Here is a 22,352-nt window from a genome sequence, read left to right on the forward strand (position 1 = left end):
CGGAGCTTTACATCGCAGTTGGTATTTCCGGTGCGATCCAGCATCTGGCTGGCATGAAAGACAGCCGCGTGATTGTTGCGATCAACAAGGATGAAGAAGCACCTATCTTCCAGGTGGCTGATTATGGACTGGTAGCTGATTTGTTCCAGGCTTTGCCTGAAATGGCTGACAAGGTTTGAGAGAGTTCATCATGAAACGTTCAGTGGTTATTGCTTCCGGGGTTCGCACGCCAATCGGAGATTTTGGTGGCTCTCTTGCAGGTATTCCTCCGTGTGAACTTGGAGCTGCAGTGGCGCGCGAAGCGATCACGCGTGCTGGCATCAAGCCCGATCAGGTTGAGCAGACAGTCTTCGGAAACGTCATTCATACGAGACCGGAGGATATGTATATTTCGCGGGTCGTCGCGGTTCGTGCTGAGGTTCCCCACGCATCACCTGCGTTGACTTTGAACCGCTTGTGCGGTTCAGGCCTTCAGGCGGTCGTTTCCGCTGCCGAGCAGATTGAGCTCGGCAAAGCCGATATCGTGCTTGCTGGCGGTGCGGAAAGCATGAGCCGCTCCGGCCATTTATTGACGCAGGCACGCAACGGTCAGAAGATGGGCGATGTGACCGCGACTGACATGATGATGGGTGCTCTGACCGATCCCTTCGGTCACGGCCACATGGGCATGACCGCCGAGAATATTGCAGAGCGGTCTTGTATCGATCGGGCAAAGCAGGATGCTTTCGCGGTTGAATCGCACCGTCGTGCGGCAGCAGCTATCGCAGATGGGCGCTTTAGCAGCCAGATATTGCCAATTACCGTCAAGCAAGGTCGGACAGAGAAACTGTTTGATACGGATGAACATGTTCGCAGCAATGTTTCTCTGGAGGATATGGCCAAGCTGCGTCCTGCTTTTAGCAAGGACGGCACAGTAACAGCCGGCAATGCATCGGGTCTCAACGATGGCGCGGCAGCTCTGGTTCTTATGGAGGAGAGTGTCGCTAAAGCCCATGGCGTCAATGCATTAGGTCGCATTATCGCAACCGGACTCGGTGGCGTCGCGCCTGAAGTAATGGGTATGGGCCCCGTTCCCGCCAGCCTTCAGGCTTTGCAGCGGGCGGGTCTTACCGTAGCCGATCTTGATGTGATCGAATCCAATGAAGCGTTTGCAGCGCAGGCCTGTGCTGTCAACGCGGAATTGGAGTTTCCGGCAGATAAGGTCAATCCGAACGGCGGCGCTGTTGCTCTCGGTCATCCGGTAGGCGCGTCAGGAGCGATCATCCTCATCAAACTTTGCTATGAGCTCGAACGTATCGGTGGCCGCTACGGGTTGGCAACAATGTGTATCGGTGGCGGGCAAGGTATTGCGATGGTGGTCGAGCGGGTCTAGGAAGCAGGTTGGTTGCGAGGAGGCTTCCCTAACGACTTGTTCCGGTCTGAAAACCAAAATGACCGCAAACATTTTCATCGCGATCAAAGCAGCGATTGCTTCAACCGCAATCACACAGATTGCAGCGCACGCTGCATCAATATGCGCCAGGAGAACGTAGGTGACCTTATGCCAGGGACGCCGACAAAGATGGTCAGGAACTGCGCGTCCTTGTCGATGGTCAGCTCACTTTCAACAACTCCCATATCATGATCGATGCTGCAGTGAAGGGTTATGGAATAGCTTATGTTTCGGGAGACATCGTAGAAAGACGCATTGCCTCCGGTCAATGATACGAATTCTTGACGAGGAGGCGCCTTTTTAATGCCTCTAGGCTGTCCGGCGAATAAAATCTTGCCGAGCCATCGCATTCTTTTGAAATGGTTTATTGCTGGAATAAGGCACGTGGAAGGTGACGCAGCAATTTCATCAAGTGGAGCAAGATTGATATAAACAGACACGCGATCGCAATCACGGAGCGGGAGCAATCGGCAACCGAGAGTCTGGCCGCCGAATATGGTCGATCAGCGCTCGCAACTTTGGTGCCATGTTGCGGCGCTGCGGAAAATACAGGAAAAAGCCCGGGAAGGGTGGTAGAAACTCTTTGAGCAGTGGCACCAGTTGGCCTGTTTCCGTGAACGGTCGGAACACGTCTTCCGGTGCGAAGGTGATGCCGCCTCCGGCAAGAGCAGTGCGTAGCATTAGGCGGAGATCGTTGGTTGTGATCTGCGGTTCAACGGCCACATCAAACGGAATGCCATTCTCCTCAAATTCCCATCGATACGGAGCGACGTTGAGTGCGGGTCGCCAGCCGATACAGCGATGATGAACCAGCTCGCGTGGATGTTTGGGCTCTCCATGGAGCTGAAGATAAGACGGGCTAGCCACGACCATCTCCCGTTGATCACCGGTTATCGGAATGGCGATCATATCTTGTTCTATAACCTCTCCCAATCTAACTCCCGCGTCATAGCCAGCGGCTACAATGTCGAACTCATCATCCGTGATCGTGACATCAATTGTCACGTAAGAGTTAGCAGCTGCAAAGGAAGCTATCAGCGAGCCGGAAAGGAACTGCTCGGCGATTGAGGTGGCAGCGATCCTGAGGAGCCCGCGTGGCACAGTATCGCTCGACACATTTTCAAAGGCGGTTTCGATATCGGATATGGGTTGGGACAACTCACTGCGCAGGCGTTCCCCCGCTTCGGTCAGTCGAACGGAACGTGTTGTGCGCATGACAAGCGCTGTACCAAGTACGTCTTCAAGTCGTCGGATCCCCTGGCTGACTGCTGACCGCGTAATACCTAGCCGATCAGCGGCAGCTCGGAAATTATGCTCCTGCGCGACTGCGAGAAAGAGCGGAACAAGATTAAGGTCGATTTTCATTGTCCAGTGTCGCTAACCATTTAGTCCAGTGGATGACGGATACCATCACCAGTCACGATCGTCCATCTTCTCTTTCAGTACATTGAAGGAGAACCACATGGACAAGGTCATTCTGATTACCGGTGCGTCTAGCGGAATCGGTGAAGGCATAGCCCGGGAGCTTGGGAGAGCCGGAGCAAGGCTATTACTGGGTGCACGTCGCCTCGAGCGGGTCGAAGCAATCGCGGCGGAGATCCGCGATGCGGATGGCTTTGCGGAAGCTTGTTCACTCGACGTTACTGATCGCACGTCAATGGCCGAGTTCGTCCAAACGGCTATGGAGAAATGGGGTTGCGTTGACGTTCTGATCAACAACGCCGGTGTGATGCCGTTATCGCCGCTCGCTGCTGGCAAACAGGACGAATGGGAGCGCATGGTGGATGTCAACGTGAAGGGAGTGCTCTGGGGCATCGGCGCAGTCTTGCCGATCATGGAGGCTCAGGGGCGCGGTCACATCATTAATCTCGGTTCCATCGGTGCGCTACAGGTGGTACCGACAGCTGCGGTTTACTGCGCGACAAAATTCGCAGTCCGGGCAATTTCTGACGGACTACGGCAGGAAAGCACGAACATTCGCGTTACCTGCGTTAATCCTGGTGTCGTCGAAAGCGAACTTGCATCGACGATTACCCATCAGGAAACCGTGACCGCGATGAATGCATATCGCGCAATCGCGCTTCAGCCTTCTGATATAGCACGTGCGGTGAAGCATGTGATTGAAGCACCTGCCGGTGTTGATACGACTGAGATCACCATCCGCCCCACTGCCTCTGCAAGCTGACGAGCGGCGAGAAGTTAAAGAGCATCATTTGGCGGCCGGTCTGGCAGGAGGGCGCATAATTGATGATCCGTTCAATTCAAGCACCTTATAATGGATAGAACTAATGATCTTTATCACACGAAGCGGGAATAGGTTCGTTACAGCAAGAAATCTTCTGATTGCGCTGGCGTTCAGCGCTATTGCCGTCCCTGCGACGGCCGGTACCACTAGCGGAACGGTGAACAATGTCCAGGCGAGCAACGAAGCAGTTGTGCGCGAGGCTTTTGAACAATGGGCAGCGGGGAGCGGCAATGTCTTCGACCTGCTCGCACCGGATGTCCGCTGGACGATCCATGGTACCGGACCAGTCGCTGGTACGTACAACGGTGTCGAGGATTTCATGCGGCGCGGTTCAGTGCCTTTGGTCAGCCGTCTGGCGTCGCCATTATCACCGATTGTCCACCATGTCTGGGCGGTCAGGGACAGGGTCATTGTCCGGTTCGATGCTGCGGCAACGACGACTTCTGGTGCGCCTTATCGCAATCAGTTCGTATGGATATTCCGGTTGCAGGATGGATTGGTCGTTGAGGCAGAAGCGTTTCTCGATCTCGTCGCGTACCAGGAAGTGATCGACAATAATGAACCTCGTCCCCAATAGCAACGAGATGAGGCCGACCGTGGCAGGCGGTCGTTCCTCAATTGTCAACAACAATGTAGCGAGCAAGGAATTCCAAAATGAAGCGCGTATTAGTCGGCCTGGCTACCGCGACGGTTTTGTCTCAAACCTTCATCGAGGCTAAAAGCGAAACGCTAATCAACCACGCCTATGTTGGCCTTTGGGAGACGGATGACGGATACATCCGACACGAACTCCCTGCCAATGGCCGTTATGTGGAAGCGCGTGGTACGCGGGAACGCGCCTATGAAGGCCGATACGAACTGAAGGGCAACTATATCAAATACTGGGACGACACTGGCTTCACTGCCGATGGTCATTTTATCAATGACATCCTACATCACGCCGGAATGATCCTCTATCGGCGCTGATGGTAGTTAGCATGCAGCAAAGCTGGGGGAATGCCCCTTGGTGACCTCAGGCCAACGACGGCCGTTATCATACGTATCAGCGCAATGGCGGCTCCTGCAAACCTCACGGTTTCTGAACACATGAAGAAGTTGTCGCTTCAAGCATCAAACTTGGAAACGAAAGACCGGCAGTAACGTTAATGCCAAGGGTATGTTTCCCGAGTTCATAAACAACCTGTTGAACGCTTTTGTCGTTGAGATACCGGGGCGGTTCAAGTCAGCGTGGCAGGCTCAGGGGCTCCTGTCTGCGGATGGCCAGATCGATCTGATTTCCTGCCCTCCTCATCATAAACTCACCAATGCATCCTTTCGTCACGCGAGATCCGACGCATTCGCACTATGGCATGACTAAACAATCGAAATGACCGTCTGAGCACAGGGGCGCTATTCGCGGTCAGTCACTGTTCAAAAACTTTTCAATACCCTTTTTACGTTTCCAAAAGTTGCATTCCCGCAGCGTGAGCCGCTCGCCGGTCGAAGGTCACCGTTTCACGGCATCCCGCAAGCCGCCCCCCGTGCGCAATAAGCGCATCAGAAAAATCTGCATTGCTGTTGCGAAAGGTTGCAAGCGCCAGATAACCAACCTCAGCGCCCTCGATGACCAATTCGCGTGTGCGAAGAAGCATTTCGATCACTTCGACCAAAGCGGCGCGCGGCATCTTGTAAGAGCGCCCAAGCACCCAAACGGTTTCGACCAGCACAACCTGGGAAATATATCCCGGCAGTTCAGTGGTGAGGCCATCGATGATCTGTGACGCTGCAGCCGATTGGGCTTCGTCGTCCTGCGCCAGATACCGCACAAGCACGTTGGTATCGATGCCTATCACCTGCGAGTAGCCTCGCTTGCAATCGCTGCGTCCATGTCCTCCAGGCTGACGGGCGTGTTGGGCTGGGGGACGATCCCTTTCAACGATTTCACCGAACCCGACGCTGGCACGACGGCATAGTGGCCGTCCTCCATGCGAATGAATTCAATGCGGTCGCCGACCGACAGTCCCATGTCATGGCGTACCTTGATCGGAATTGTGACCTGACCTTTCGACGTGACAGTTGAGAACGACATAACAGAGTTTCCTTACTACAGGTAAGGAGGTATGTAAGAAATAATTATTCGATGTCAAGGTCGCGCCATGGAGAAACCGAACGTCCTCGCTTCTGTTATCGCGAAAATCCTAGCATCCAAGAGGATGCCGGGCGGCGACCGAAGGATCTGACGACTTCAGGCCGCTTTGTAGCGATATATGATGGGGCAGCTCATTCGCGAAAAGCGCTTCGGTGGGGGCGACTATAGAGTTCGCAGGTCCAAGGGATCGGTATCAGCTTCCTTACGATGCTTCATTGGTATTATTAGCGGATGTTACGGGCTTGCCATCTGTCGGAAGGCTGTCTTAATGAAGCTTGCTCTTGTCGGGCAACGACGGCGGGATCGTTCATGTAAGCTGTGCTTGATTTACGTTCACGAGAAGTAGTTGAACGGCGCATTCGAGGCTTTTCCGCATAACGCACGTCAAGCTAGAATCCACCTCTCTGAATTAAGAGCTTGCAGAATATCTAGGAGATTTCGAAGCAGGTACCAGGAGAAGGGCACTAACAACGACGATCGCCAGAGCGGTCTTCCGAAAAGAACGCCTGAGCAACACGTAGCCGATCGCGATTGCGATTAGCACCGGCAGCAAAATCCTTCCTAGGCCGATATACAGTGTTGTTTTGTCTTCCATCAAAATCCGATCCATCGGTGCAGTCGTTTGAGACCACTAACCGACAGAATTAATTATCAATTATGCGTAACTGAAAGCGATGTTCACGTGGCTTTCTAATTATCTTTTCGTCTAACAATAGTAACCGCCCGATTGTTACCGTGGAGACTATGTCGCGGCACGTTCGACGATCTCTTTATAATCGATAAAAAATTCGAGACATTCCTGCCATTTTTAGGCTCGTCTCGCGCGAGAGCCAGCATTTGTCGGCGCCCATCAATGCTGTCATCTCTCAATGCGGATGTAGTCTTGTCCTCACTGGTTCTGACAGTAATGATATTTTCAGCCTCTATAGTTTTAGGATGCCTCAATTTAGTACGAAAATAAGGACACGAATTCTTGCCAAACGAGATTGAGGCGGACTCTAGTTCTCGCTTCGGCCCTAAATCAGACGCTTACCATTATGATTTCACGGTTTATCATGGGTCTGACGTCTTTATACCAACGATTGCCGTATTAGTTTCGTAGTTAGATACTCGTTTCTGGCCCTGATTATCTCAGTGTCCCGGAGATTTCAGCTTGGATTGCCTGTAGGCTAGGAAGATATTTCTGAACCAGACATTCCAGAGGTTCAGTAGTTGCAGCGAACCCCACATTAAGTGCTGCGACTGTCTTTTGCCGAAAGTCAGTCAATGGCACTGCAATTGATCGCAACCCCATTTCTACTTCCTGATCGATCGCAGCAAAACCGTGTTCGCGGATATGTCGAAGCTGATCCAACAGTCGGCGAGGAGATGTTTCTGTTCGTGGCGTTCGTGCATGGAGGGGGCCTTCCATGAGAATGTCTTTGGCTTGTTCTTCAGGTAGCGCTGCCAGAAGCACGCGCCCCATAGATGTGCAATAGGCGGGCAAACGAGATCCAGGCATGAGGGTCACTGACATCACACGCTGCTGTGCCGCCCGCGCCACATATACAATTTCTGATCCATCAAGAATTGAAACGGAGGTGCTTTGATGGATCTGTTCTGAAAGTTGATCGAGGTAGGGTTGCACGATGCGGGGCAACGGCATCGCGGCCAGACATCCTGTCCCCAAGCGAAGTATCCTGGGGGTTACGGTAAAGTACTTACCGTCATAAGCGCAGTATCCCAATTCAGCAAGCGTTAGCAGGCAGCGTCGTGTCGTAGCCCGGTCGTAGCCGGTGACATCAGCGGCCTCGGCAATACTCAATTTCGGTCGATCAGCAGTAAAGGCTTCTATCACCTTTAAGCCCTTTGCTAAGCCACCCATCAGGTCGCGTTCTTTCAAAGTCATGTACTGCCTTTCAATTTGTGCGAATAACGAACAAAAATACTATAACGCACAAACTGCTTGCAGTCGAGATAGGCTACTCATATCCATTTGCAAAACAGAAGGCGTATTTTGCGGCGTTGGAGAGATTGCAAAATGGATAAGCGATTGGACAGTGTTGATGCTGCAGTGGCATCCATCGGGGATGGCGCAACGGTCATGATTGGAGGGTTTGGGGGATCTGGTGCACCAATTGAGCTCATCCATGCATTGATCAAAAAAGGGCCCAAAGACCTCACTGTTATCAACAACAATGCCGGCAATGGCCGCATAGGGATCGCTGCCATGATTGATGCCAGGATGGTTCGCAAGATGGTCTGCTCTTTCCCACGATCATCTGACCCGAGAGCATTTACTGATAAGTATCTAGCAGGTGAGATCGAACTGGAGTTGGTGCCGCAGGGCACTTTGGCTGAACGCATTCGTGCTGGTGGAGCTGGGATCCCAGCCTTCTACACACCAACTGCCTATGGGACGGAATTGGCTGCAGGAAAAAATATAAGCGAGTTTGATGGACGACCCTATGTACAGGAACGCTGGTTAAAGGCCGATTTTGCTTTGATTAAGGCGCATTATGGTGACCAGCACGGGAACTTGACCTATCGGATGGCGTCGCGAAACTTCAATTCACTCATGTGTATGGCCGCTGAAAACACGATTGTCCAAGTCTCAAAAGTTGTACCGCTCGGCGAACTTGACCCGGAACACATCATCACACCAGGAATTTTTGTGAACAGTGTTGTCGAGGTTACCCAGCCACAGCAGGAAGAAGAACTCATTCGCGCGGGAGCAACCGGATTATGATGGATATCCACGAAAATATCAAATTATCGAATGCTCAGATTGCCTGGCGAGCTGCACAGGACATCGTTGATGGCGCCTATGTTAATCTCGGAATAGGTTTCCCGGAGATGGTCGCACGCTATCAACCATCCGGACGGCAAGCCATATTCCATACAGAGAATGGTGTACTGAATTTTGGCGAGGCTCCACTGTCGGGCGAAGAAGACTGGGATCTGATTAATGCCGGAAAGAAAGCTGTTACACTAAAGCCCGGAGCATCGTTCTTCCACCATGCAGACAGTTTTGCCATGGTGCGGGGCGGCCATCTGGACGTCGCTATTCTTGGTGCGTATCAGGTTGCGCAGAACGGTGATCTGGCGAACTGGCGCGTCGGTTCTTCCGGTGTTCCGGCTGTCGGCGGAGCAATGGATCTGGTTCACGGTGCCAAGCAGGTGGTTGTTATTACCGAGCATCTTACCAAAAAGGGCGAACCCAAACTCGTTGATAAATGCACATTTCCTTTGACGGGCGTTGGTTGCATCACGCGTGTGTATACCAGCCATGCTGTCATTGACGTTGAAAAAGGACATTTTGTACTTCGGGAAAAGCTTGCCGGCATGAGTGTCGAGCAACTTCAATCCATTACTGGTGCTCAGCTACATCTTGACGGACCAGTATCCGACTTGGGCGTACCGCAACTCTGAAAGAAATGAACATGAGCGAAGCATTTATCTGCGATTATATCCGCACGCCCATTGGTCGTTATGGTGGCGCGCTTTCAAGTGTGAGAGCTGATGATCTGGGCGCTATCCCGCTTGCTGAATTGATGAAGCGCAATCCATCGGTGGATTGGGAAGATGTTGACGATGTTATTTTCGGCTGTGCCAATCAGGCAGGTGAAGACAACCGAAATGTGGCCCGCATGTCATTGTTGCTTGCGGGGCTGCCAGTCTCAATATCAGGAACTACCATCAACCGCCTTTGCGGCTCCGGCATGGATGCTATCATAACGGCTGCACGCGCTATAAAATCCGGAGAGAGTGATCTAATGATAGCTGGCGGTGTCGAGAGCATGAGCCGAGCACCATTTGTCATGCTAAAAGCTGAAAGTGCATTTTCCCGTCAGTCCGAAGTTTTCGACACAACCATCGGTTGGCGCTTTGTCAATCCAATGATGAAAGCTCAATATGGCGTCGATTCAATGCCTGAAACGGGTGAGAATGTCGCTGAGAATTTCCATGTCTCTCGTGAAGATCAGGACGTATTTGCGTTCAATAGCCAGCGCAAGGCAGCTGTCGCGCAAAAAAATGGCCGGCTGGCACGCGAGATTGTGTCTGTGTCTATACCGCAACGAAAATCAATCCCCGTTATCGTTGAGAAAGACGAGCATCCTCGGGAAACAACAATCGAAACTCTTGCTGGGCTTCGCGCTCCCTTCCGAACGGGTGGAACGGTCACGGCCGGCAACGCATCCGGCGTTAATGATGGCGCAGCGGCACTCATAATCGCGTCAGAGAAGGCAGTTAAAAAATATGGGCTCACACCTATCGCACGCGTTGCGGGCGGTGCCACGGCAGGTGTGCCACCGAGAGTAATGGGTATCGGGCCGGCTCCGGCAGCAAAAAAGCTACTGGCAACACTGGATTTGACCGCTGATCAACTCGATGTCATTGAACTCAATGAGGCTTTCGCCAGTCAGGGCCTAGCAACTTTGCGGGAACTTGGCATTCGTGATGATGATCCTCGCGTCAATCCAAATGGCGGGGCAATAGCATTGGGTCATCCACTTGGTATGTCGGGAGCACGGATAACCGGCACGGCCGCTCTTGAGTTGCTGGAAACAAAGGGGCGTTATTCCTTATCAGCAATGTGTGTGGGCGTCGGACAAGGGATCGCGATTATTCTGGAAAGAACTTAAATCTAAAAGAGCGTTGCCCTTTTTGGGGCAACGCATCCGAACCTTTTATGGTCTTCATAATTCTATGAAGCGATGTCGTTATTGAGAGCTTGACATGCTGCATCATGATCCAGAGAAACTCAGTGAGCTCTTGCGCATACCTCGAGCGAAAAAGAGCTTCCTATTTACATTTTTTGAGCAACATGCTGGAAAGCTTTTAATTGCTTTACTGATGATAGCCTTGCTGATTGGCTTTTGCAGATGACGAGCGACCAGTCATATGACCATTGTTATAGAAGGTATCAGCAACGCTTGCTTTCAGTCGCTTCCATGCGCTATGTGGCGAATCCATTTATCAAATGATTTTCCAGCATCACTGAGACGCCGTGTTGGATGCTTCAGAAGCATATAATGCGCATTGCTCATCAACTTTGCCTTAGGAAATGGCGCTGTCAAGTCGCCTCTGCGCAGTGCTGCATCAGCTAATTCTATTGCGTAAAGCGCAACTCCGTCGCTTTCGATTGCGGTCTGCTCAAGCAATGGGGTGTCGCGGATAATATGTCCCGATTTAAAATGTTCTAAAGGGAGGTTATTCAACCGTGCCCATGCCAGCCAATTGTCGTAATCACGATCATGTATCAATACACATCGTAGGATATCGATAGGAGAGAACAGCTTATTTTTTTGTGCGAATTCCGGAGAGCACATTGGTGTGAACGTCAGACCCATTAATGGTTCGCATTGATATTCCGGCCAACTTTCAGGGTGACCCCACTTAATAGCAATTTGCGTTTGCCCTGAAAATTCGAGGCGCTTATCAGACAAATTGAGCTGCAATTTCAACGATGGATTTTCGTTGAGAAATTTCTTGAGCCGGGGAGCAAGCCATTTGGTGCTAAAGGCCGGCTCTACTTCAATCTCCAGCGAACACTCGCCTTGAGGATTGAAAGAAGAAAATGCGGTTTCCAATGTTTTGAAGGCTGGCTCTATCTCGCTTGCTAGCTTGGCTCCCGCCTCTGTGACGAATACGTGGTGTGGTGAACGGTCGAAGAGGACAATCCCAAGCTCCTCCTCAAGCCTTTTTATGCGATGGCTTACAGCTGATTGAGTGATGTTAAGTCTCTGAGCAGAAACTGAGAAATTGCCGTCCGAATGGACTGCCAGAAATGTCGCCAATAATTCGAAGTTGGGAATTCTGTGCTGCATGATCATGACCTTTCATCATCATCATGATGCACATATTTCGTTTCCAAGCCAAGGCATATCTGAGTACAATTTAGGATAATCGGTAAAAATAAACCAAATATCACAATGGCTTAACGAGGTTATCTTAAAATATGTCAAATCCAGTGGTCAGTAATCCTTGGGCTTCAAAAGATGAGCAGACATTGCGCGAAGAACTGGCTGCAGTTTTTCGATTGGCAGTACGAAATGATTGGCATGAAAGTGTGGCAAATCACTTCAGTGTTGCGGTTTCCAATGATGGCAAGCGATTCCTGATGAACCCACGCTGGCGCCATTTTTCGCGTATCAAAGCATCTGACTTGTTATTGCTTAATGCGGAGGATCCTTCAACTATGGAACGTGACGACGCTCCCGATCCGTCCGCTTGGACTATCCATGGCTGTATTCATTCTGCGAGGCCTGACGCGCGCTGCGTTTTGCACGTCCACTCGACATATAGCACTGCTTTAGCCAGTCTGGCCGATCCTGAGATTAAGCCAATTGATCAAAATACAGCCCGCTTCTTTAACCGAACAGCTATTGATATTGAGTTTGGTGGCATTGCTGATGATCAGCATGAAGGGCAAAGATTGGTCCGAAAACTGGGAAATAAAAAGTCGATGATTATGGGAAATCATGGCATTCTCGTCACTGCGGCGAGCGTGGCAGAGGCTTATGATGAGCTCTACTTTCTTGAGAAGTCATGTAAGACGCTTGTGCTGGCTTATTCCACAAACCAACCATTGAATATTATGTCGGATGAACTGGCCGAAAAGACGGCCCAGGAGTGGGACGACTATCGGGAAATGGCTTTTGCACATTTCTCTGAAATGCGTCGCATCCTCGATGAGGAAGAGCCAAATTACGCTCAATGATAATTGGCATCTGTATCTATTCCGAAAAGGAAGAAGTACGTTCGGAGTAGATATGCGCCAAAATATTTCCTGGCCGGATAGCAACACCTTATCAAGGTATGGTGTTTTGGCCGCGATATCACCCACGGCTGTTACATGGTTGAAGCAATGCATATACTCATTATAGAGAGCCATTATCAGATATATCACGACGCTCTCAAGGAGCTTCTGCCTGATGCGGTTATTGTCTCTACGAGCAGTATCGAGCATGCATTGACTGAAGCTGGTCAATGTTCTTTCTGGATCGGTCAGCCTGATCTGATTGTTGGTTTGCTATCATCTGGCATGAAGCCCGAATTTGTCCAGTCGAGTTGGGCGGAATTTGAGGCTTTGCTCGCGCCGGATTTGCCGAAAGATTATGTTTTCTGCCGCGCGGTCGATGTATTTGGCCAGACGATGGCGGAGTATGTGTTGTCATACATCCTCGCGCATGAGCGCCAGCACCAATTGCGTTACCAGTCGCAAAATGCTTGTATTTGGGATGATACGCAGCCCGGCACGCTCAGCGGTAAAACGTTGCTCATTGCTGGAGCCGGTAATATTGGTGCTTCAGTTGCAGGTTTTTTCCGACCTTTTGGCGTAAGGGTATTGGGTGTCGCAAGAACGATACGCGACTATGATTCATTTGACTATGTTGGGTGTTTGAATGAGATGAGCGATCTGGTTGGAAAGTCCGACTATGTCGTTAACCTCCTTCCCGATACCCCTGAAACGCGTAATCTCTTTAATGAAAGCCTTTTTCAGTGTTTTCGTCGCACTGCGGTATTCGTTAATGCTGGCCGGGGCTCGGCTGTTGTAGAACCTGACTTGATTAAAGCCATAAACAATGGCTGGTTAGCGAAAGCAGTTCTCGATGTATTTTGCCAAGAGCCTCTTCAACCCAATTCAACGCTTTGGTCAACACCTGGCATTCTGTTAACTGCGCACGTTGCAGCACCAAGTGCGCCGCTTGCAGTTGCGCAGCTTTTCGTCGACAACGTGAATCGGCTGAAGGGCAGGATCCCACTTCGTGGACAGGTTGAGCTTGGAAAGTATCAAGCTCAATCTGAATCAGCCACATGATTGTTTAAGGGATCGTACAAATCCGCGCCCCGCATCTGCATTAGCTTTGAAAGCCGATGAGCCGTGTCTTTCAATGCTTCACAATGCGCTTCAAAATTCTCCTCAATAACAGCACGGTAGGGACCCGTTACACCCACTGCATATAAGATCGGTGCCCGTTGCAATATGACGGGGACTGCAATTGTACCCAGTCCCGCCACATGTTCAGCAAGATCTGTGGAGTAACCGCGGGAGCGGATTAATTCATATTCCTCAAGCAGAGGGGCTGCTTGGGTTTTGGTCTGATCTGTAAATTGTATCAGGTTTTCAGAGAGTATCTTATCGATCAGTTCTGGCGATTGAAATGCCATTATAGCTTTCCCAGACGCTGTAGCATTGATCGGCATTGCCATGCCGGGCATTACATATGTTCGCACCGGAGTATCCGGAGCAACGCAAGTGACAGAGCGAATTTCATTTCCATCCAGCTTTGAAATAAATGCAGACTGTCCGGTTTTTTCCGCCAGAATCTGCAAAGGCTTTTGCGCTAATGTAACAACCCAGCTTGTATCAGGTGACGTGTGGAGCAGTTTGAGTAGCCGATCTCCAAGTTTGAAAGTTCGGTTCCGAGAATTGTTGGTGCTGATCATGCCGCTGCTAATCAGAGCGTGTAACAAGCGATTGACAGTTGTCTTGGGAAGGTCGAGCGCCGTTTCAAGCTCTGCAGCGGTCAGACCATCAGTGAAAGGGGCAACTGTTTCCATAATTGCTATGTAGCGCTCAAGCGGGCTATCTTTGTTCGCAGCGTCATTCATAAGTTAAATCTTCTATCCTCGGTTCCATAAGGCGATTAGCTACAGGCCAAGTTATTGTCTGGTCACTCAGATCATTGAACGGGATTCTACTATTGAACAAATAATCGCATTCGGCAATCAGCGAGTAAATTGTCCCAATGTAAGGTAATAAGAAAATGAGCAAAATTATCCAATATTAAGCGTCCTGCCATTGGCGCTCAAAAAATTGAAGACTTAGTTTGCAGGAGAGAAAGGGCTGCGGAATCCGCAGCCCTGAAAGCTTGTCAGTATTCTTTATTCTCACCCACATCCGCAGCGGATGTAGGAAGGCCGTAGCTTGTCAGTGCTTCTCCAATGACACCATCATCGCGATAGCTCTTAAGCGATTTGTTCATGGCATCCACAAATGTTGGATTGTTGTGAGACATCAGGAAGGCGGTCTGTGTCGGCAACGTTGTCGCCGCCACCCGTGGGTCTGGCTGATATAATTTAACCTGAACATCGTTACCTTTGTTTAGGTTGACAGCTGCGCCAAAACCTTCAATCCCGGCGTCGATCCGTCCTGCCTGGACATCCTGTGCCAGATTAAGAGAGGATGGATAAGTTTTCACGTTGTCGTATAATTTTTCCAGATCTCCTACCCAGGAATAGCCCTCGACAGTTCCGACACGCTTGCCTTTGAGCTGATCAACTGTCTCAAAGCCTGCTTTGGATTCAACCGCAACCTGATCAAGGTAGACAGCATCGCTGAGCGCGACCACTTTTCCGCGCGCAGCAGTCCGATAGAAGCCGCCTATTGCCACATCAGCACGCCCCGATTGAATAGCTGAAACGGCAGCCGGATAGCTAAATATTTCGTATTCTACGGTCAGGCAATTGTCTTTGGCGAATTTCTGAAGGATCTGGCCATCAATTCCGGAAACTCCGTTTTCTTCGACCGAATAAGGTGGCGTATTTGTAAGGGCAACGCTGAGAACGCCAGCTTTGATTGGTTCTATGGAATGCTTTGGTGTGCAATCTTGCGCTCCTGCAACAGTGGCAGTCATCGTGGTCAAGACAAGTGCGCCCAATAGAGTGAACTTATTTGCTTTCATGTTACCCTCCGGTTTGTCGATTTATTGGTTGCCTAACTTCATGAGAGATCGTGAGTGATGGCGATCGTTTCTTAATCGCTCACACGATCTCATCCTCAAATATAAAGTTCCGAAAATCGGGATTTATCTTTATAAATGGAACTATGTCTCATCGCGCGGTTTTGTCAAGCGGTGCACAAGTGGGTCAAACGAGGTTCCAACCTTGTTGTAACCGGACAAGCCATTGTTTGAATGAAAGAAATTGATAGTTCCGATAAATAAAATAAATTTCGATAAGTGGAACTATTGACTTTCAGCGTTTTATAAAACCATTATTCGGTAACAATACCAATAATCGGAACATAAAATGACCCAATCCTTGCCACGTGTCACGTACTCCAACATTGGAGTGGATTTTTCCCCGGTACATGATTTTCTTGATGAAATATTGCCGGGCTTCGAAAAAAATGAGCTTGGAAGACAATGGGAGGTACCCTTTGCGACTGGGTCAATGCATTCGGTTAAGAGCCCAATTCATCCGTCTATTTCGCTTGGTTCGTTTCCGACGTCTACATCTGCCGATGTCGAAGCCGCTATTGCTGCATCAAAGCAGGCAGCTATTTCCTGGCGGGTTTCCTCACTGGAAGAGCGCCTTGCTTTCGCGGAACGCTGGAGAGACGTGCTTGCAGACGAAAAGTACCGTCTAGGGTTGGCAGCACTTTATGAGGTTGGCAAATCTCGTCTGGAAGCAATCGGAGAGGCGGAAGAAGCCGTCGATATGCTCGACTACTACCCTTCAGAATTGCGGGACAACAACGGATTTGTCCGCTCAATGAACGAGCTTGTGGAGTTTGAAACTGCCACAAGCGTTCTCAAACCATATGGTGTGTTTGCGGTTATCGCACCTTTCAACTTCCCGCTTGCCCTATCGATCGGAATGATCGCGGGTGCCTTGATTACGGGCAATACAGTGGTCTTTAAGCCATCGCCGGAATGCCAACTGACTGGCCTGTTGATCGCTGAGACGTTGCAGAAGGCCGGATTGCCTGAAGGTGTCTTTAGTATTGTGCTGGGTGGGGCAGACGTCGGTCAGGGCCTTTCGCAACATCCTGACATCGATGGCGTTGCATTTACGGGGTCTCATAACACCGGCATGAGTATTTTCCGTCATATGGCTACACAGCCCTGGATGAAGCCAGTTATCGCTGAAATGGGCGGAAAAAATCCAACATATGTGACCGCGAATGCTGATCTGGATCGGGCAGCTCAAGGCGTTGTCCGCTCAGCTTTCGGACTACAGGGCCAGAAGTGTTCAGCTTGTTCAGTTGTCTACGTTGATAATGCAGTGAAGAATGATTTCATTGCGCGTTGTGTTGCCTTTGCAGAAAAGTTGAACATTGGCGATCCGCGTGAGCGTGATACTTTTATGGGCCCACTTTACAGTGAGGCAACGACAAAGCGCTTTGCTAGCTCTGTTGCTCAAGCCCGGTCTGAGGGAATTGTTCATTTCGGGGGGCAGCCGATCGAAGGCAAACCTGAAAACTACTTCAGTCCGGCTATTGTTGAGATGCACAGTCCTTCGAACCTGACGCGCGATGAATTGTTCATGCCATTTGTTGTCGTGCGCGGTGTCACATCGCTGGAAAGCGGTGTCACCGAAGGCAATAGCGTCGCTTATGGTCTTTCGGCGGGCATTTTCACACGTGATGAGGAGGAACTTAACTACTTCCTCAATAATGCTCAGGCTGGGGTCCTTTATGCCAATCGCGCTAGCGGTGCAACAACAGGTGCATGGCCAGGTGCGCAGCCATTCTGCGGTTGGAAAGGCACTGGCGTAAGTGGGAAAGGTGGTCTGGGAGCTTATTTCCTGCCACAGTTCATGCGTGAACAAAGCCACACAATCATGACCCGCTAGGCATCATAAAGCGCTTTATTGAGAAGATCACTCATGTCACGTTATCCAGACGATTGCCCTAAATCCCGCGAGTTGTTTAACCGCGCAAAAAAAGTAATGCCGGGTGGAAACACTCGCACGACTGTTTTCATCGATCCGTTTCCTATCTACGCAGAACGAGGTGACGGGTGCCGTATGTGGGATGTTGACGGAAATGAATATTACGATTGCATCAACAACTTCACAGCGATGATTCACGGCTATTCCCAGCCGGCAGCCAATGCTGCTGTTGCCGACCAGTTGCCTTTAGGAACAGCTTTCGGTGCGCCAACGTTGAGCGAAATTGAACTGGCTGAGCTCCTTGTTGAACGTTTGCCGTCGGTCCAGCAGATCCGTTTTGCCAATTCCGGTACCGAAGGCGTCATGATGGCCATTAAGGCGGCACGGGCATATACGGGTCGACCAAAAATCGTGAAGATTGAAGGTGCATACCACGGCTCGTATGACTTTGCTGAGGTCAGTCTCGATAGTGCTCCCTCTAACTGGGGAGATTTGCCTGTTTCAACCGCTTACGCAAAAGGTACGCCGAAGGGTGTGCTTGCCGATGTGATTGCTGTGCCTTTCAATGATTCAGAAGCGCTTAGAGCTGTGTTCAAGGCCGATGGTGAGAGCATTGCTGCGGTGTTGATTGATCCTATGCCCAATCGCGCAGGCTTGATTCCAGCTCGTTCGGAGTATCTGCAGGTCCTAACTGAAACCGCACGGGAACGTGGCGCTCTTGTCATATTTGATGAGGTGATTTCGTTCCGCCTCGGATATTCTGGTGCGCAAGGACTATGGGAGGTAACTCCAGACCTGACGGCACTCGGAAAGATTATTGGCGGTGGCTATCCTGTTGGAGCAGTAGGTGGTCGCGCAGATGTTATGGCGGTGTTTGATCCGACGCGTGGTAAACCAGCACTTCCGCATGGCGGCACTTTCACAGCAAATCCCGTTACAATGCGGGCCGGACTTGCTGCTATGCAGGCACTTAAACCTGATGTGTTCACGCACCTCGATAAAATTGGTGCATTGCTTCGTGAAGGCACAAACAAAGCTCTCCAAAAATACAATATTCCAGGCCGTTGTGTTGGTATGGGATCACTCTTCAAGATCCACTTTACGGATAATGACGTTGTAGACTATCGTTCGGTTTATCCTTCAGCAGATCAGCGAAGGAAGCTTGATGCATTGCATAAAGGGCTTCTGCAGCGTGGTGTACTTTCAGCAAGTTATGGCCTGTTTGCATTGTCCACACCCATGACTGAGGCTGATGCGTTCAATATTTTGGCGGCTATAGACAACACTTTTAAGGATATTGCGGCGCATTAGGTAGCGCCGCATCTCTAAAATTCGATCCCCCGTTGGGCTCATGCGTAGTGTGTACCGGGTGATGGGGCAGGCATTCGCAAAGACGAGTGTCATAGCGCGGTAAGCTGCGTGACCAGTTCATACCCAGACAAGCAGGAATAGAAATGACAAAGTCGCCACATGTGGTTGTAATTGGTGCCGGAACGCTCGGTATGTGCACTGCATATAATCTCGCCAAACAAGGGGCTCACGTAACCGTTCTCGACGCGAATGCTATTGCATCGGGTTCCAGTGGGCGTTCTGTTGGCGTTATTGGAACTCAGTTTACAGATCCATTTGAGATACAGTTACGACAGTATTCAATGCGCCAGTTTCGTGAATTCGAAACATTTGGCCTGAGTATAAATCGCATTGGCTACCTTCGACTTGCACGAACATCTGAACAGATGAAACTATTTGCTCAATCTGTTTTAATGCAGCAGGAAGCCGGTTTCAGATCCCGCGTCTATGAAGCAGACCAACTTACCGAACTCGTTCCCCATATAAGCACTGAGGGTTTGGCAGGTGGCATTTTCGGACCGGACGACGGTTTCATCGATCCGCATGAACTTTGCATGTTGCTTGCCGAAAAAGTGAAAGCATCCGGAAATGTTGTCCGTCAGTTCTGTAAGCTTGAAAATGCAGAACGGTTGTCATCCGGTTATCGATTGCAGACCAGCAAAGGTCTGATTGACTGCGATATGGTTGTGAATGCTGGGGGGGCATGGGCGCCTCAGGTCGCGGAGCTTTTTGGCCAGACACTTCAGATTAAGCCCGAGCGTCATGAGGCAATCACCATTCAGCTTGATGAACCACTGTCATATACCATGCCAATGGTTATGGATCTCGTTAACGGCGAAGGAACGGGACTAAATTTCCGCCACGAAAAACCCAACGAACTGATAGCTGAAGTCCACAAAGTTGCATCACTGGAACCAGAAAATCCTGATCTTTATAATGATCAATGTGAAGAAGCTTCCAAGATTGACTTAGCAGAACTCTTACTCGAGCGCGTACCTGACCTTCCGGGGGCACGTTTGGGACGTGGTTGGGCCGGCCTATATCCAATGACGCACGACAAACGGCCCTTCGTCGGTCCAATCGACTCATCTGAACCTCGTCTCATTACAGCTGCGGGCGCAGGTGGTTATGGCATTCAGCTATCGCCTGTCATTGGCCAGATTGCGGCAGATTGGATCCTTAAAGGCGAGGTTCACTTTTTCCCTGAAGCAGTAAGACTCAGGCCAACTGATGAGCGCAATATCTCGAGTTAAATTTGAGGATGCGCTGTCAGTTACCTCACGAGGGGAGCCTTCTTGAAGGCTACACGCTTAAAAACACCGTTGCTCAAACACGGGTACAGAGATGCAAGAAGCAAATTTTATAGTCCGGCTTAAAGACATCAACGTTCACTACGGAAAATACCACGCGGTTAAGAACGTCACGCTTGATATTAAAAAAGGTGAGGTTGTTGCAATTGTGGGTCCAAGCGGCGCTGGCAAAAGCACATTCCTTCGAACGATTAATATGCTGGAACAGCCTGTTTCAGGATCGCTGCAAGTTGGGTCATTTACATTCAGTCTGGATAAGGCGCTTGAAAATGCGCAGCTTTTGCGACTGAGGCGATCAACGGGGATGGTTTTCCAGTCTTTTAATCTGTTTCCTCATATGACGGTTCGCAGAAACATTTCTCTTCCGCAAATGCGCGTTTTGGGTCGCAGCCAACAGGAAGCGGATAAACGTACGATGCAACTGCTGGAACGGGTTCATCTGGGCGATAAAGCAGATTCCTATCCAGCCCGCCTGTCGGGTGGTCAGCAGCAGCGAATTGCAATCGCTCGGGCGCTCGCACTTGATCCGGATGTGATGCTTTTTGATGAGCCGACCTCTGCACTCGATCCTGAACTTGGTCTGGAAGTGCTGGCAGTTATGCGAGAGCTGGCTCAGGATGGCATGACCATGATCGTTGTCACTCACGAGATTGCATTTGCTGCCGAAGTGGCCGACCGTCTCATTGTGATGGCGGATGGCCAGATACTTGAGGAAGGCATTCCAGCAGAGGTTATTCGCAATCCTGCTTCTCCGCGCACGCAGAAGTTTTTTCGCGCTATAGTGGACCGTCACTGATGATGGATCTTTTGTTCAATCTTCTTAGAGGCGTGCCTGCAACACTCGCTTTGACGGCAGGGGGATTTGCAATCGGTGCAATCCTCGGTGTGCCGCTCGTTTTAATGCGGAAGTCACAGCTTTCCCTTCCACGCATTCTGGCGCGATGTTTCATTGACGTTGCGCGTGGCATACCTCCAGTCGTGTGGCTGTTCATCATCTTCTTCGGACTTGGAACCGGACTCATTCGGCTGACGTCACTACAGGCGGGCATTATTGGGCTTGGTCTGGTTTCCGCCGCTTACCTCGCGGAAATATACCGAGGTGGGTTTATGGCTCTTCATCCGGGTCAGTCTGAAGCTGCAACGGCACTTGGAATGCCGAAAACTGATATCCTAAGGTTCATTACTGCCCCTCAGGTCTTACGGGTATCCATTCCACCTATGGCGACTTTTTTTGTTGGCTTGCTTAAAGATAGTACCGTTGCTTCGACGATCGGCGTCCGCGATATTATGATGTACACATCACAGGCCGCACAGGCGCAGTCTGGTGGCTTTGCACCGTTTTTGTTTGCAGCCGTCCTCTATATCTTGTTGTCAGTACCTGTCGTGGTTTTCTCGCGTGTTATGGATGACAAATTGCGCCGGAGACTGTCATAATGTCTGAGACCCTCACGAACATAATCGACTGGGCGCCACAGCTCTTTACCGGCCTTCTCGTTAGTTTGCGCCTAACTGGCCTTGCTTTGTTACTGGGCCTTCCCCTTGGCCTCGCCCTTGCTTTGTTGTCGATGACGAAGACCACGTCATTACGATATCTCGCAGTGGGTCTTGTTGAAATTGGCCGTGGTGCACCAGCACTCATCGTCTTGCAAATGGTATATTACGGCCTGCCATCTGTGGGTGTAAATACGTCAGCCTTTATTGCTGCTGCCCTGGCATTAGCTCTAACTACTGCAGCCTATACCAGTGAGATTTTGCGTGCCGGACTTAACGCTGTCCCCAAGAAAGAGATAGAAGCAGGACAGGCATTGGGAATGACGCAGAGCGATATCATGCGTTTCGTTGTTGTTCCACAAGGGGTCCTGTTTGCTGTCCCCGCTTTGATGGGCTTTGCTATCCTTATTTTCCAGGCAAGTGCGTTGGCCTTCACGATCTCTGTTCCTGAATTGCTAGCCAGAGCCTATCGAATTGGTGCTGCAACTTATCTTTACCTTGATGTCCTTCTCCTTGCCGGCGCATTTTATCTGGCTGTTACCATTCCATTTGGTTGGTTGGTTGCATCAACAGAGCGACGTTTGGGAAAGCATTTGGGCTAAGCTGTGTTTGCAGCGAACGACAGCCGATTAAAGTCTAAGGTAACTGTAAAATGAAACGTGTCCTTGTCGCAGTAAAGCGGGTTGTAGATTACAACGTAAAGATCCGTGTAAAGGGAGATGGTTCGGGCGTTGAGCTTGCAAACGTCAAGATGTCGATGAACCCTTTTGACGAGATCGCGGTTGAAGAAGC

24 protein-coding genes and 1 pseudogene are annotated in these 22,352 nt (G+C 50.4%); 17 read left to right on the plus strand and 8 right to left on the minus strand.

What is annotated here, in order from left to right:
- Window positions 1-179: FAD-binding protein (locus QSJ70_RS26905; protein WP_285541269.1), on the plus strand; the 179-nt coding region annotated here is incomplete at its 5' end.
- An 11-nt stretch (window positions 180-190) separates the two neighbouring features.
- Window positions 191-1,372: a beta-ketothiolase BktB gene (bktB, locus tag QSJ70_RS26910; protein ID WP_285541236.1), complete on the plus strand. Its 1,182-nt coding sequence runs from the start codon at window positions 191-193 to the stop codon at window positions 1,370-1,372.
- Between the two features lie 110 nt (window positions 1,373-1,482).
- Here bktB and QSJ70_RS27815 read toward each other — a convergent pair whose 3' ends face one another.
- Together QSJ70_RS27815 and QSJ70_RS26920 are read right to left on the minus strand one after the other, a co-directional pair.
- On the minus strand, window positions 1,483-1,872 hold the full coding sequence (locus QSJ70_RS27815; RefSeq protein WP_502871726.1) for a hypothetical protein: 390 nt from the start codon (window positions 1,870-1,872) through the stop codon (window positions 1,483-1,485).
- Window positions 1,873-1,882: 10 nt separating this feature from the next.
- Window positions 1,883-2,797, minus strand: coding sequence for a LysR family transcriptional regulator (locus QSJ70_RS26920; RefSeq protein ID WP_215779542.1), 915 nt, complete (start codon window positions 2,795-2,797; stop codon window positions 1,883-1,885).
- Window positions 2,798-2,894: 97 nt separating this feature from the next.
- Here QSJ70_RS26920 and QSJ70_RS26925 point away from each other — a divergent pair, with 97 nt between their 5' ends.
- From QSJ70_RS26925 to QSJ70_RS26935, 3 genes are all read left to right on the plus strand, one after another.
- Window positions 2,895-3,617, plus strand: a complete 723-nt coding sequence (locus QSJ70_RS26925; RefSeq protein WP_215779540.1) for an SDR family oxidoreductase — start codon at window positions 2,895-2,897, stop codon at window positions 3,615-3,617.
- Between the two features lie 103 nt (window positions 3,618-3,720).
- Window positions 3,721-4,254 (plus strand): nuclear transport factor 2 family protein, encoded by a 534-nt coding sequence (locus QSJ70_RS26930; RefSeq protein WP_285541241.1) that lies wholly within the window; start codon window positions 3,721-3,723, stop codon window positions 4,252-4,254.
- A gap of 77 nt (window positions 4,255-4,331) precedes the next feature.
- On the plus strand, window positions 4,332-4,643 hold the full coding sequence (locus tag QSJ70_RS26935) for an Atu4866 domain-containing protein (RefSeq protein ID WP_285541242.1): 312 nt from the start codon (window positions 4,332-4,334) through the stop codon (window positions 4,641-4,643).
- A 467-nt stretch (window positions 4,644-5,110) separates the two neighbouring features.
- Here QSJ70_RS26935 and QSJ70_RS26940 read toward each other — a convergent pair whose 3' ends face one another.
- From QSJ70_RS26940 to QSJ70_RS26950, 3 genes are all read right to left on the minus strand, one after another.
- A complete protein-coding gene (locus QSJ70_RS26940; RefSeq protein WP_285541244.1) occupies window positions 5,111-5,509 on the minus strand; it encodes a type II toxin-antitoxin system VapC family toxin in 399 nt (132 codons plus the stop codon).
- Entirely contained in the window at window positions 5,506-5,745 is a 240-nt protein-coding gene (locus QSJ70_RS26945; RefSeq protein ID WP_215779504.1) for an AbrB/MazE/SpoVT family DNA-binding domain-containing protein, read from the minus strand. Before QSJ70_RS26945 ends, QSJ70_RS26940 begins: the two co-directional genes overlap by 4 nt.
- Before the next feature lie 1,186 nt (window positions 5,746-6,931).
- Entirely contained in the window at window positions 6,932-7,693 is a 762-nt protein-coding gene (locus QSJ70_RS26950; protein WP_285541246.1) for an IclR family transcriptional regulator domain-containing protein, read from the minus strand.
- A 132-nt stretch (window positions 7,694-7,825) separates the two neighbouring features.
- On the opposite strand from QSJ70_RS26950, the gene QSJ70_RS26955 reads away from it, so the two are divergent.
- The 3 genes from QSJ70_RS26955 to pcaF are packed head-to-tail and all read left to right on the plus strand — an operon-like array spanning window position 7,826 to window position 10,430.
- Window positions 7,826-8,533, plus strand: a complete 708-nt coding sequence (locus QSJ70_RS26955; protein WP_285541248.1) for a 3-oxoacid CoA-transferase subunit A — start codon at window positions 7,826-7,828, stop codon at window positions 8,531-8,533.
- On the plus strand, window positions 8,530-9,216 hold the full coding sequence (locus QSJ70_RS26960) for a 3-oxoacid CoA-transferase subunit B (protein ID WP_502871727.1): 687 nt from the start codon (window positions 8,530-8,532) through the stop codon (window positions 9,214-9,216). Before QSJ70_RS26955 ends, QSJ70_RS26960 begins: the two co-directional genes overlap by 4 nt.
- A gap of 11 nt (window positions 9,217-9,227) precedes the next feature.
- Entirely contained in the window at window positions 9,228-10,430 is a 1,203-nt protein-coding gene (gene pcaF / locus QSJ70_RS26965) for a 3-oxoadipyl-CoA thiolase (protein WP_285541250.1), read from the plus strand.
- Between the two features lie 297 nt (window positions 10,431-10,727).
- Here pcaF and QSJ70_RS26970 read toward each other — a convergent pair whose 3' ends face one another.
- Window positions 10,728-11,621: a LysR family transcriptional regulator gene (locus tag QSJ70_RS26970; protein WP_285541252.1), complete on the minus strand. Its 894-nt coding sequence runs from the start codon at window positions 11,619-11,621 to the stop codon at window positions 10,728-10,730.
- 125 nt (window positions 11,622-11,746) lie between these two features.
- Here QSJ70_RS26970 and QSJ70_RS26975 point away from each other — a divergent pair, with 125 nt between their 5' ends.
- Both QSJ70_RS26975 and QSJ70_RS26980 read left to right on the plus strand, forming a co-directional pair.
- Window positions 11,747-12,508 carry a class II aldolase and adducin N-terminal domain-containing protein gene (locus QSJ70_RS26975; protein ID WP_285541254.1) on the plus strand — a complete coding sequence of 254 codons (762 nt, stop codon included), beginning with the start codon at window positions 11,747-11,749 and terminating at the stop codon, window positions 12,506-12,508.
- 135 nt (window positions 12,509-12,643) lie between these two features.
- Window positions 12,644-13,609, plus strand: a complete 966-nt coding sequence (locus tag QSJ70_RS26980; protein ID WP_285541256.1) for a D-2-hydroxyacid dehydrogenase — start codon at window positions 12,644-12,646, stop codon at window positions 13,607-13,609.
- Here QSJ70_RS26980 and QSJ70_RS26985 read toward each other — a convergent pair.
- Window positions 13,588-14,403, minus strand: coding sequence for an IclR family transcriptional regulator (locus tag QSJ70_RS26985; protein WP_215779493.1), 816 nt, complete (start codon window positions 14,401-14,403; stop codon window positions 13,588-13,590). The two genes, QSJ70_RS26980 and QSJ70_RS26985, sit on opposite strands and share 22 nt — an antisense overlap.
- 263 nt (window positions 14,404-14,666) lie before the next feature.
- On the minus strand, window positions 14,667-15,476 hold the full coding sequence (locus QSJ70_RS26990) for a substrate-binding periplasmic protein (protein ID WP_285541258.1): 810 nt from the start codon (window positions 15,474-15,476) through the stop codon (window positions 14,667-14,669).
- A 346-nt stretch (window positions 15,477-15,822) separates the two neighbouring features.
- On the opposite strand from QSJ70_RS26990, the gene QSJ70_RS26995 reads away from it, so the two are divergent.
- The 7 genes and pseudogenes from QSJ70_RS26995 to QSJ70_RS27025 all read left to right on the plus strand — a co-directional run.
- Window positions 15,823-17,370, plus strand: coding sequence for an aldehyde dehydrogenase family protein (locus QSJ70_RS26995; protein WP_285541260.1), 1,548 nt, complete (start codon window positions 15,823-15,825; stop codon window positions 17,368-17,370).
- A gap of 33 nt (window positions 17,371-17,403) precedes the next feature.
- Window positions 17,404-18,720 carry an aspartate aminotransferase family protein gene (locus QSJ70_RS27000; protein WP_285541262.1) on the plus strand — a complete coding sequence of 439 codons (1,317 nt, stop codon included), beginning with the start codon at window positions 17,404-17,406 and terminating at the stop codon, window positions 18,718-18,720.
- Between the two features lie 143 nt (window positions 18,721-18,863).
- The gene (locus tag QSJ70_RS27005) at window positions 18,864-20,012 is read left to right on the plus strand and encodes an NAD(P)/FAD-dependent oxidoreductase (RefSeq protein ID WP_285541264.1); all 1,149 of its coding nucleotides are present in this window, start codon (window positions 18,864-18,866) and stop codon (window positions 20,010-20,012) included.
- Window positions 20,013-20,103: 91 nt separating this feature from the next.
- Window positions 20,104-20,865 carry an amino acid ABC transporter ATP-binding protein gene (locus tag QSJ70_RS27010; protein ID WP_276572346.1) on the plus strand — a complete coding sequence of 254 codons (762 nt, stop codon included), beginning with the start codon at window positions 20,104-20,106 and terminating at the stop codon, window positions 20,863-20,865.
- A complete protein-coding gene (locus tag QSJ70_RS27015) occupies window positions 20,865-21,503 on the plus strand; it encodes an amino acid ABC transporter permease (RefSeq protein ID WP_285541266.1) in 639 nt (212 codons plus the stop codon). The genes QSJ70_RS27010 and QSJ70_RS27015 overlap by 1 nt, the downstream gene beginning before the upstream one ends.
- A complete protein-coding gene (locus tag QSJ70_RS27020) occupies window positions 21,503-22,162 on the plus strand; it encodes an amino acid ABC transporter permease (protein ID WP_215779482.1) in 660 nt (219 codons plus the stop codon). Before QSJ70_RS27015 ends, QSJ70_RS27020 begins: the two co-directional genes overlap by 1 nt.
- A gap of 50 nt (window positions 22,163-22,212) precedes the next feature.
- Window positions 22,213-22,352, plus strand: a pseudogene (locus QSJ70_RS27025) (electron transfer flavoprotein subunit beta/FixA family protein); the annotation flags it as partial.

Origin of the sequence: Brucella sp. NBRC 12950, from assembly GCF_030268145.1 — a bacterium.
Classification (GTDB): Bacteria; Pseudomonadota; Alphaproteobacteria; order Rhizobiales; family Rhizobiaceae; genus Brucella.

Excerpts from the sequence above, each read along its gene's own strand:
- QSJ70_RS27005 (WP_285541264.1), top strand. The coding sequence starts at position 18,864 with ATGACAAAGTCGCCACATGTGGTTGTAATTGGTGCCGGAACGCTCGGT.
- QSJ70_RS26930 (WP_285541241.1), top strand. The coding sequence starts at position 3,721 with ATGATCTTTATCACACGAAGCGGGAATAGGTTCGTTACAGCAAGAAAT.
- QSJ70_RS26990 (WP_285541258.1), bottom strand. The coding sequence starts at position 15,476 with ATGAAAGCAAATAAGTTCACTCTATTGGGCGCACTTGTCTTGACCACG.
- QSJ70_RS26970 (WP_285541252.1), bottom strand. The coding sequence starts at position 11,621 with ATGATCATGCAGCACAGAATTCCCAACTTCGAATTATTGGCGACATTT.
- QSJ70_RS26920 (WP_215779542.1), bottom strand. The coding sequence starts at position 2,797 with ATGAAAATCGACCTTAATCTTGTTCCGCTCTTTCTCGCAGTCGCGCAG.
- QSJ70_RS26950 (WP_285541246.1), bottom strand. The coding sequence starts at position 7,693 with ATGACTTTGAAAGAACGCGACCTGATGGGTGGCTTAGCAAAGGGCTTA.
- QSJ70_RS26975 (WP_285541254.1), top strand. The coding sequence starts at position 11,747 with ATGTCAAATCCAGTGGTCAGTAATCCTTGGGCTTCAAAAGATGAGCAG.
- QSJ70_RS26980 (WP_285541256.1), top strand. The coding sequence starts at position 12,644 with ATGGTTGAAGCAATGCATATACTCATTATAGAGAGCCATTATCAGATA.
- QSJ70_RS26925 (WP_215779540.1), top strand. The coding sequence starts at position 2,895 with ATGGACAAGGTCATTCTGATTACCGGTGCGTCTAGCGGAATCGGTGAA.
- pcaF (WP_285541250.1), top strand. The coding sequence starts at position 9,228 with ATGAGCGAAGCATTTATCTGCGATTATATCCGCACGCCCATTGGTCGT.
- QSJ70_RS27010 (WP_276572346.1), top strand. The coding sequence starts at position 20,104 with ATGCAAGAAGCAAATTTTATAGTCCGGCTTAAAGACATCAACGTTCAC.
- bktB (WP_285541236.1), top strand. The coding sequence starts at position 191 with ATGAAACGTTCAGTGGTTATTGCTTCCGGGGTTCGCACGCCAATCGGA.
- QSJ70_RS27020 (WP_215779482.1), top strand. The coding sequence starts at position 21,503 with ATGTCTGAGACCCTCACGAACATAATCGACTGGGCGCCACAGCTCTTT.
- QSJ70_RS26960 (WP_502871727.1), top strand. The coding sequence starts at position 8,530 with ATGATGGATATCCACGAAAATATCAAATTATCGAATGCTCAGATTGCC.
- QSJ70_RS26995 (WP_285541260.1), top strand. The coding sequence starts at position 15,823 with ATGACCCAATCCTTGCCACGTGTCACGTACTCCAACATTGGAGTGGAT.
- QSJ70_RS26985 (WP_215779493.1), bottom strand. The coding sequence starts at position 14,403 with ATGAATGACGCTGCGAACAAAGATAGCCCGCTTGAGCGCTACATAGCA.
- QSJ70_RS27000 (WP_285541262.1), top strand. The coding sequence starts at position 17,404 with ATGTCACGTTATCCAGACGATTGCCCTAAATCCCGCGAGTTGTTTAAC.
- QSJ70_RS26945 (WP_215779504.1), bottom strand. The coding sequence starts at position 5,745 with ATGTCGTTCTCAACTGTCACGTCGAAAGGTCAGGTCACAATTCCGATC.
- QSJ70_RS26955 (WP_285541248.1), top strand. The coding sequence starts at position 7,826 with ATGGATAAGCGATTGGACAGTGTTGATGCTGCAGTGGCATCCATCGGG.
- QSJ70_RS26935 (WP_285541242.1), top strand. The coding sequence starts at position 4,332 with ATGAAGCGCGTATTAGTCGGCCTGGCTACCGCGACGGTTTTGTCTCAA.
- QSJ70_RS27015 (WP_285541266.1), top strand. The coding sequence starts at position 20,865 with ATGATGGATCTTTTGTTCAATCTTCTTAGAGGCGTGCCTGCAACACTC.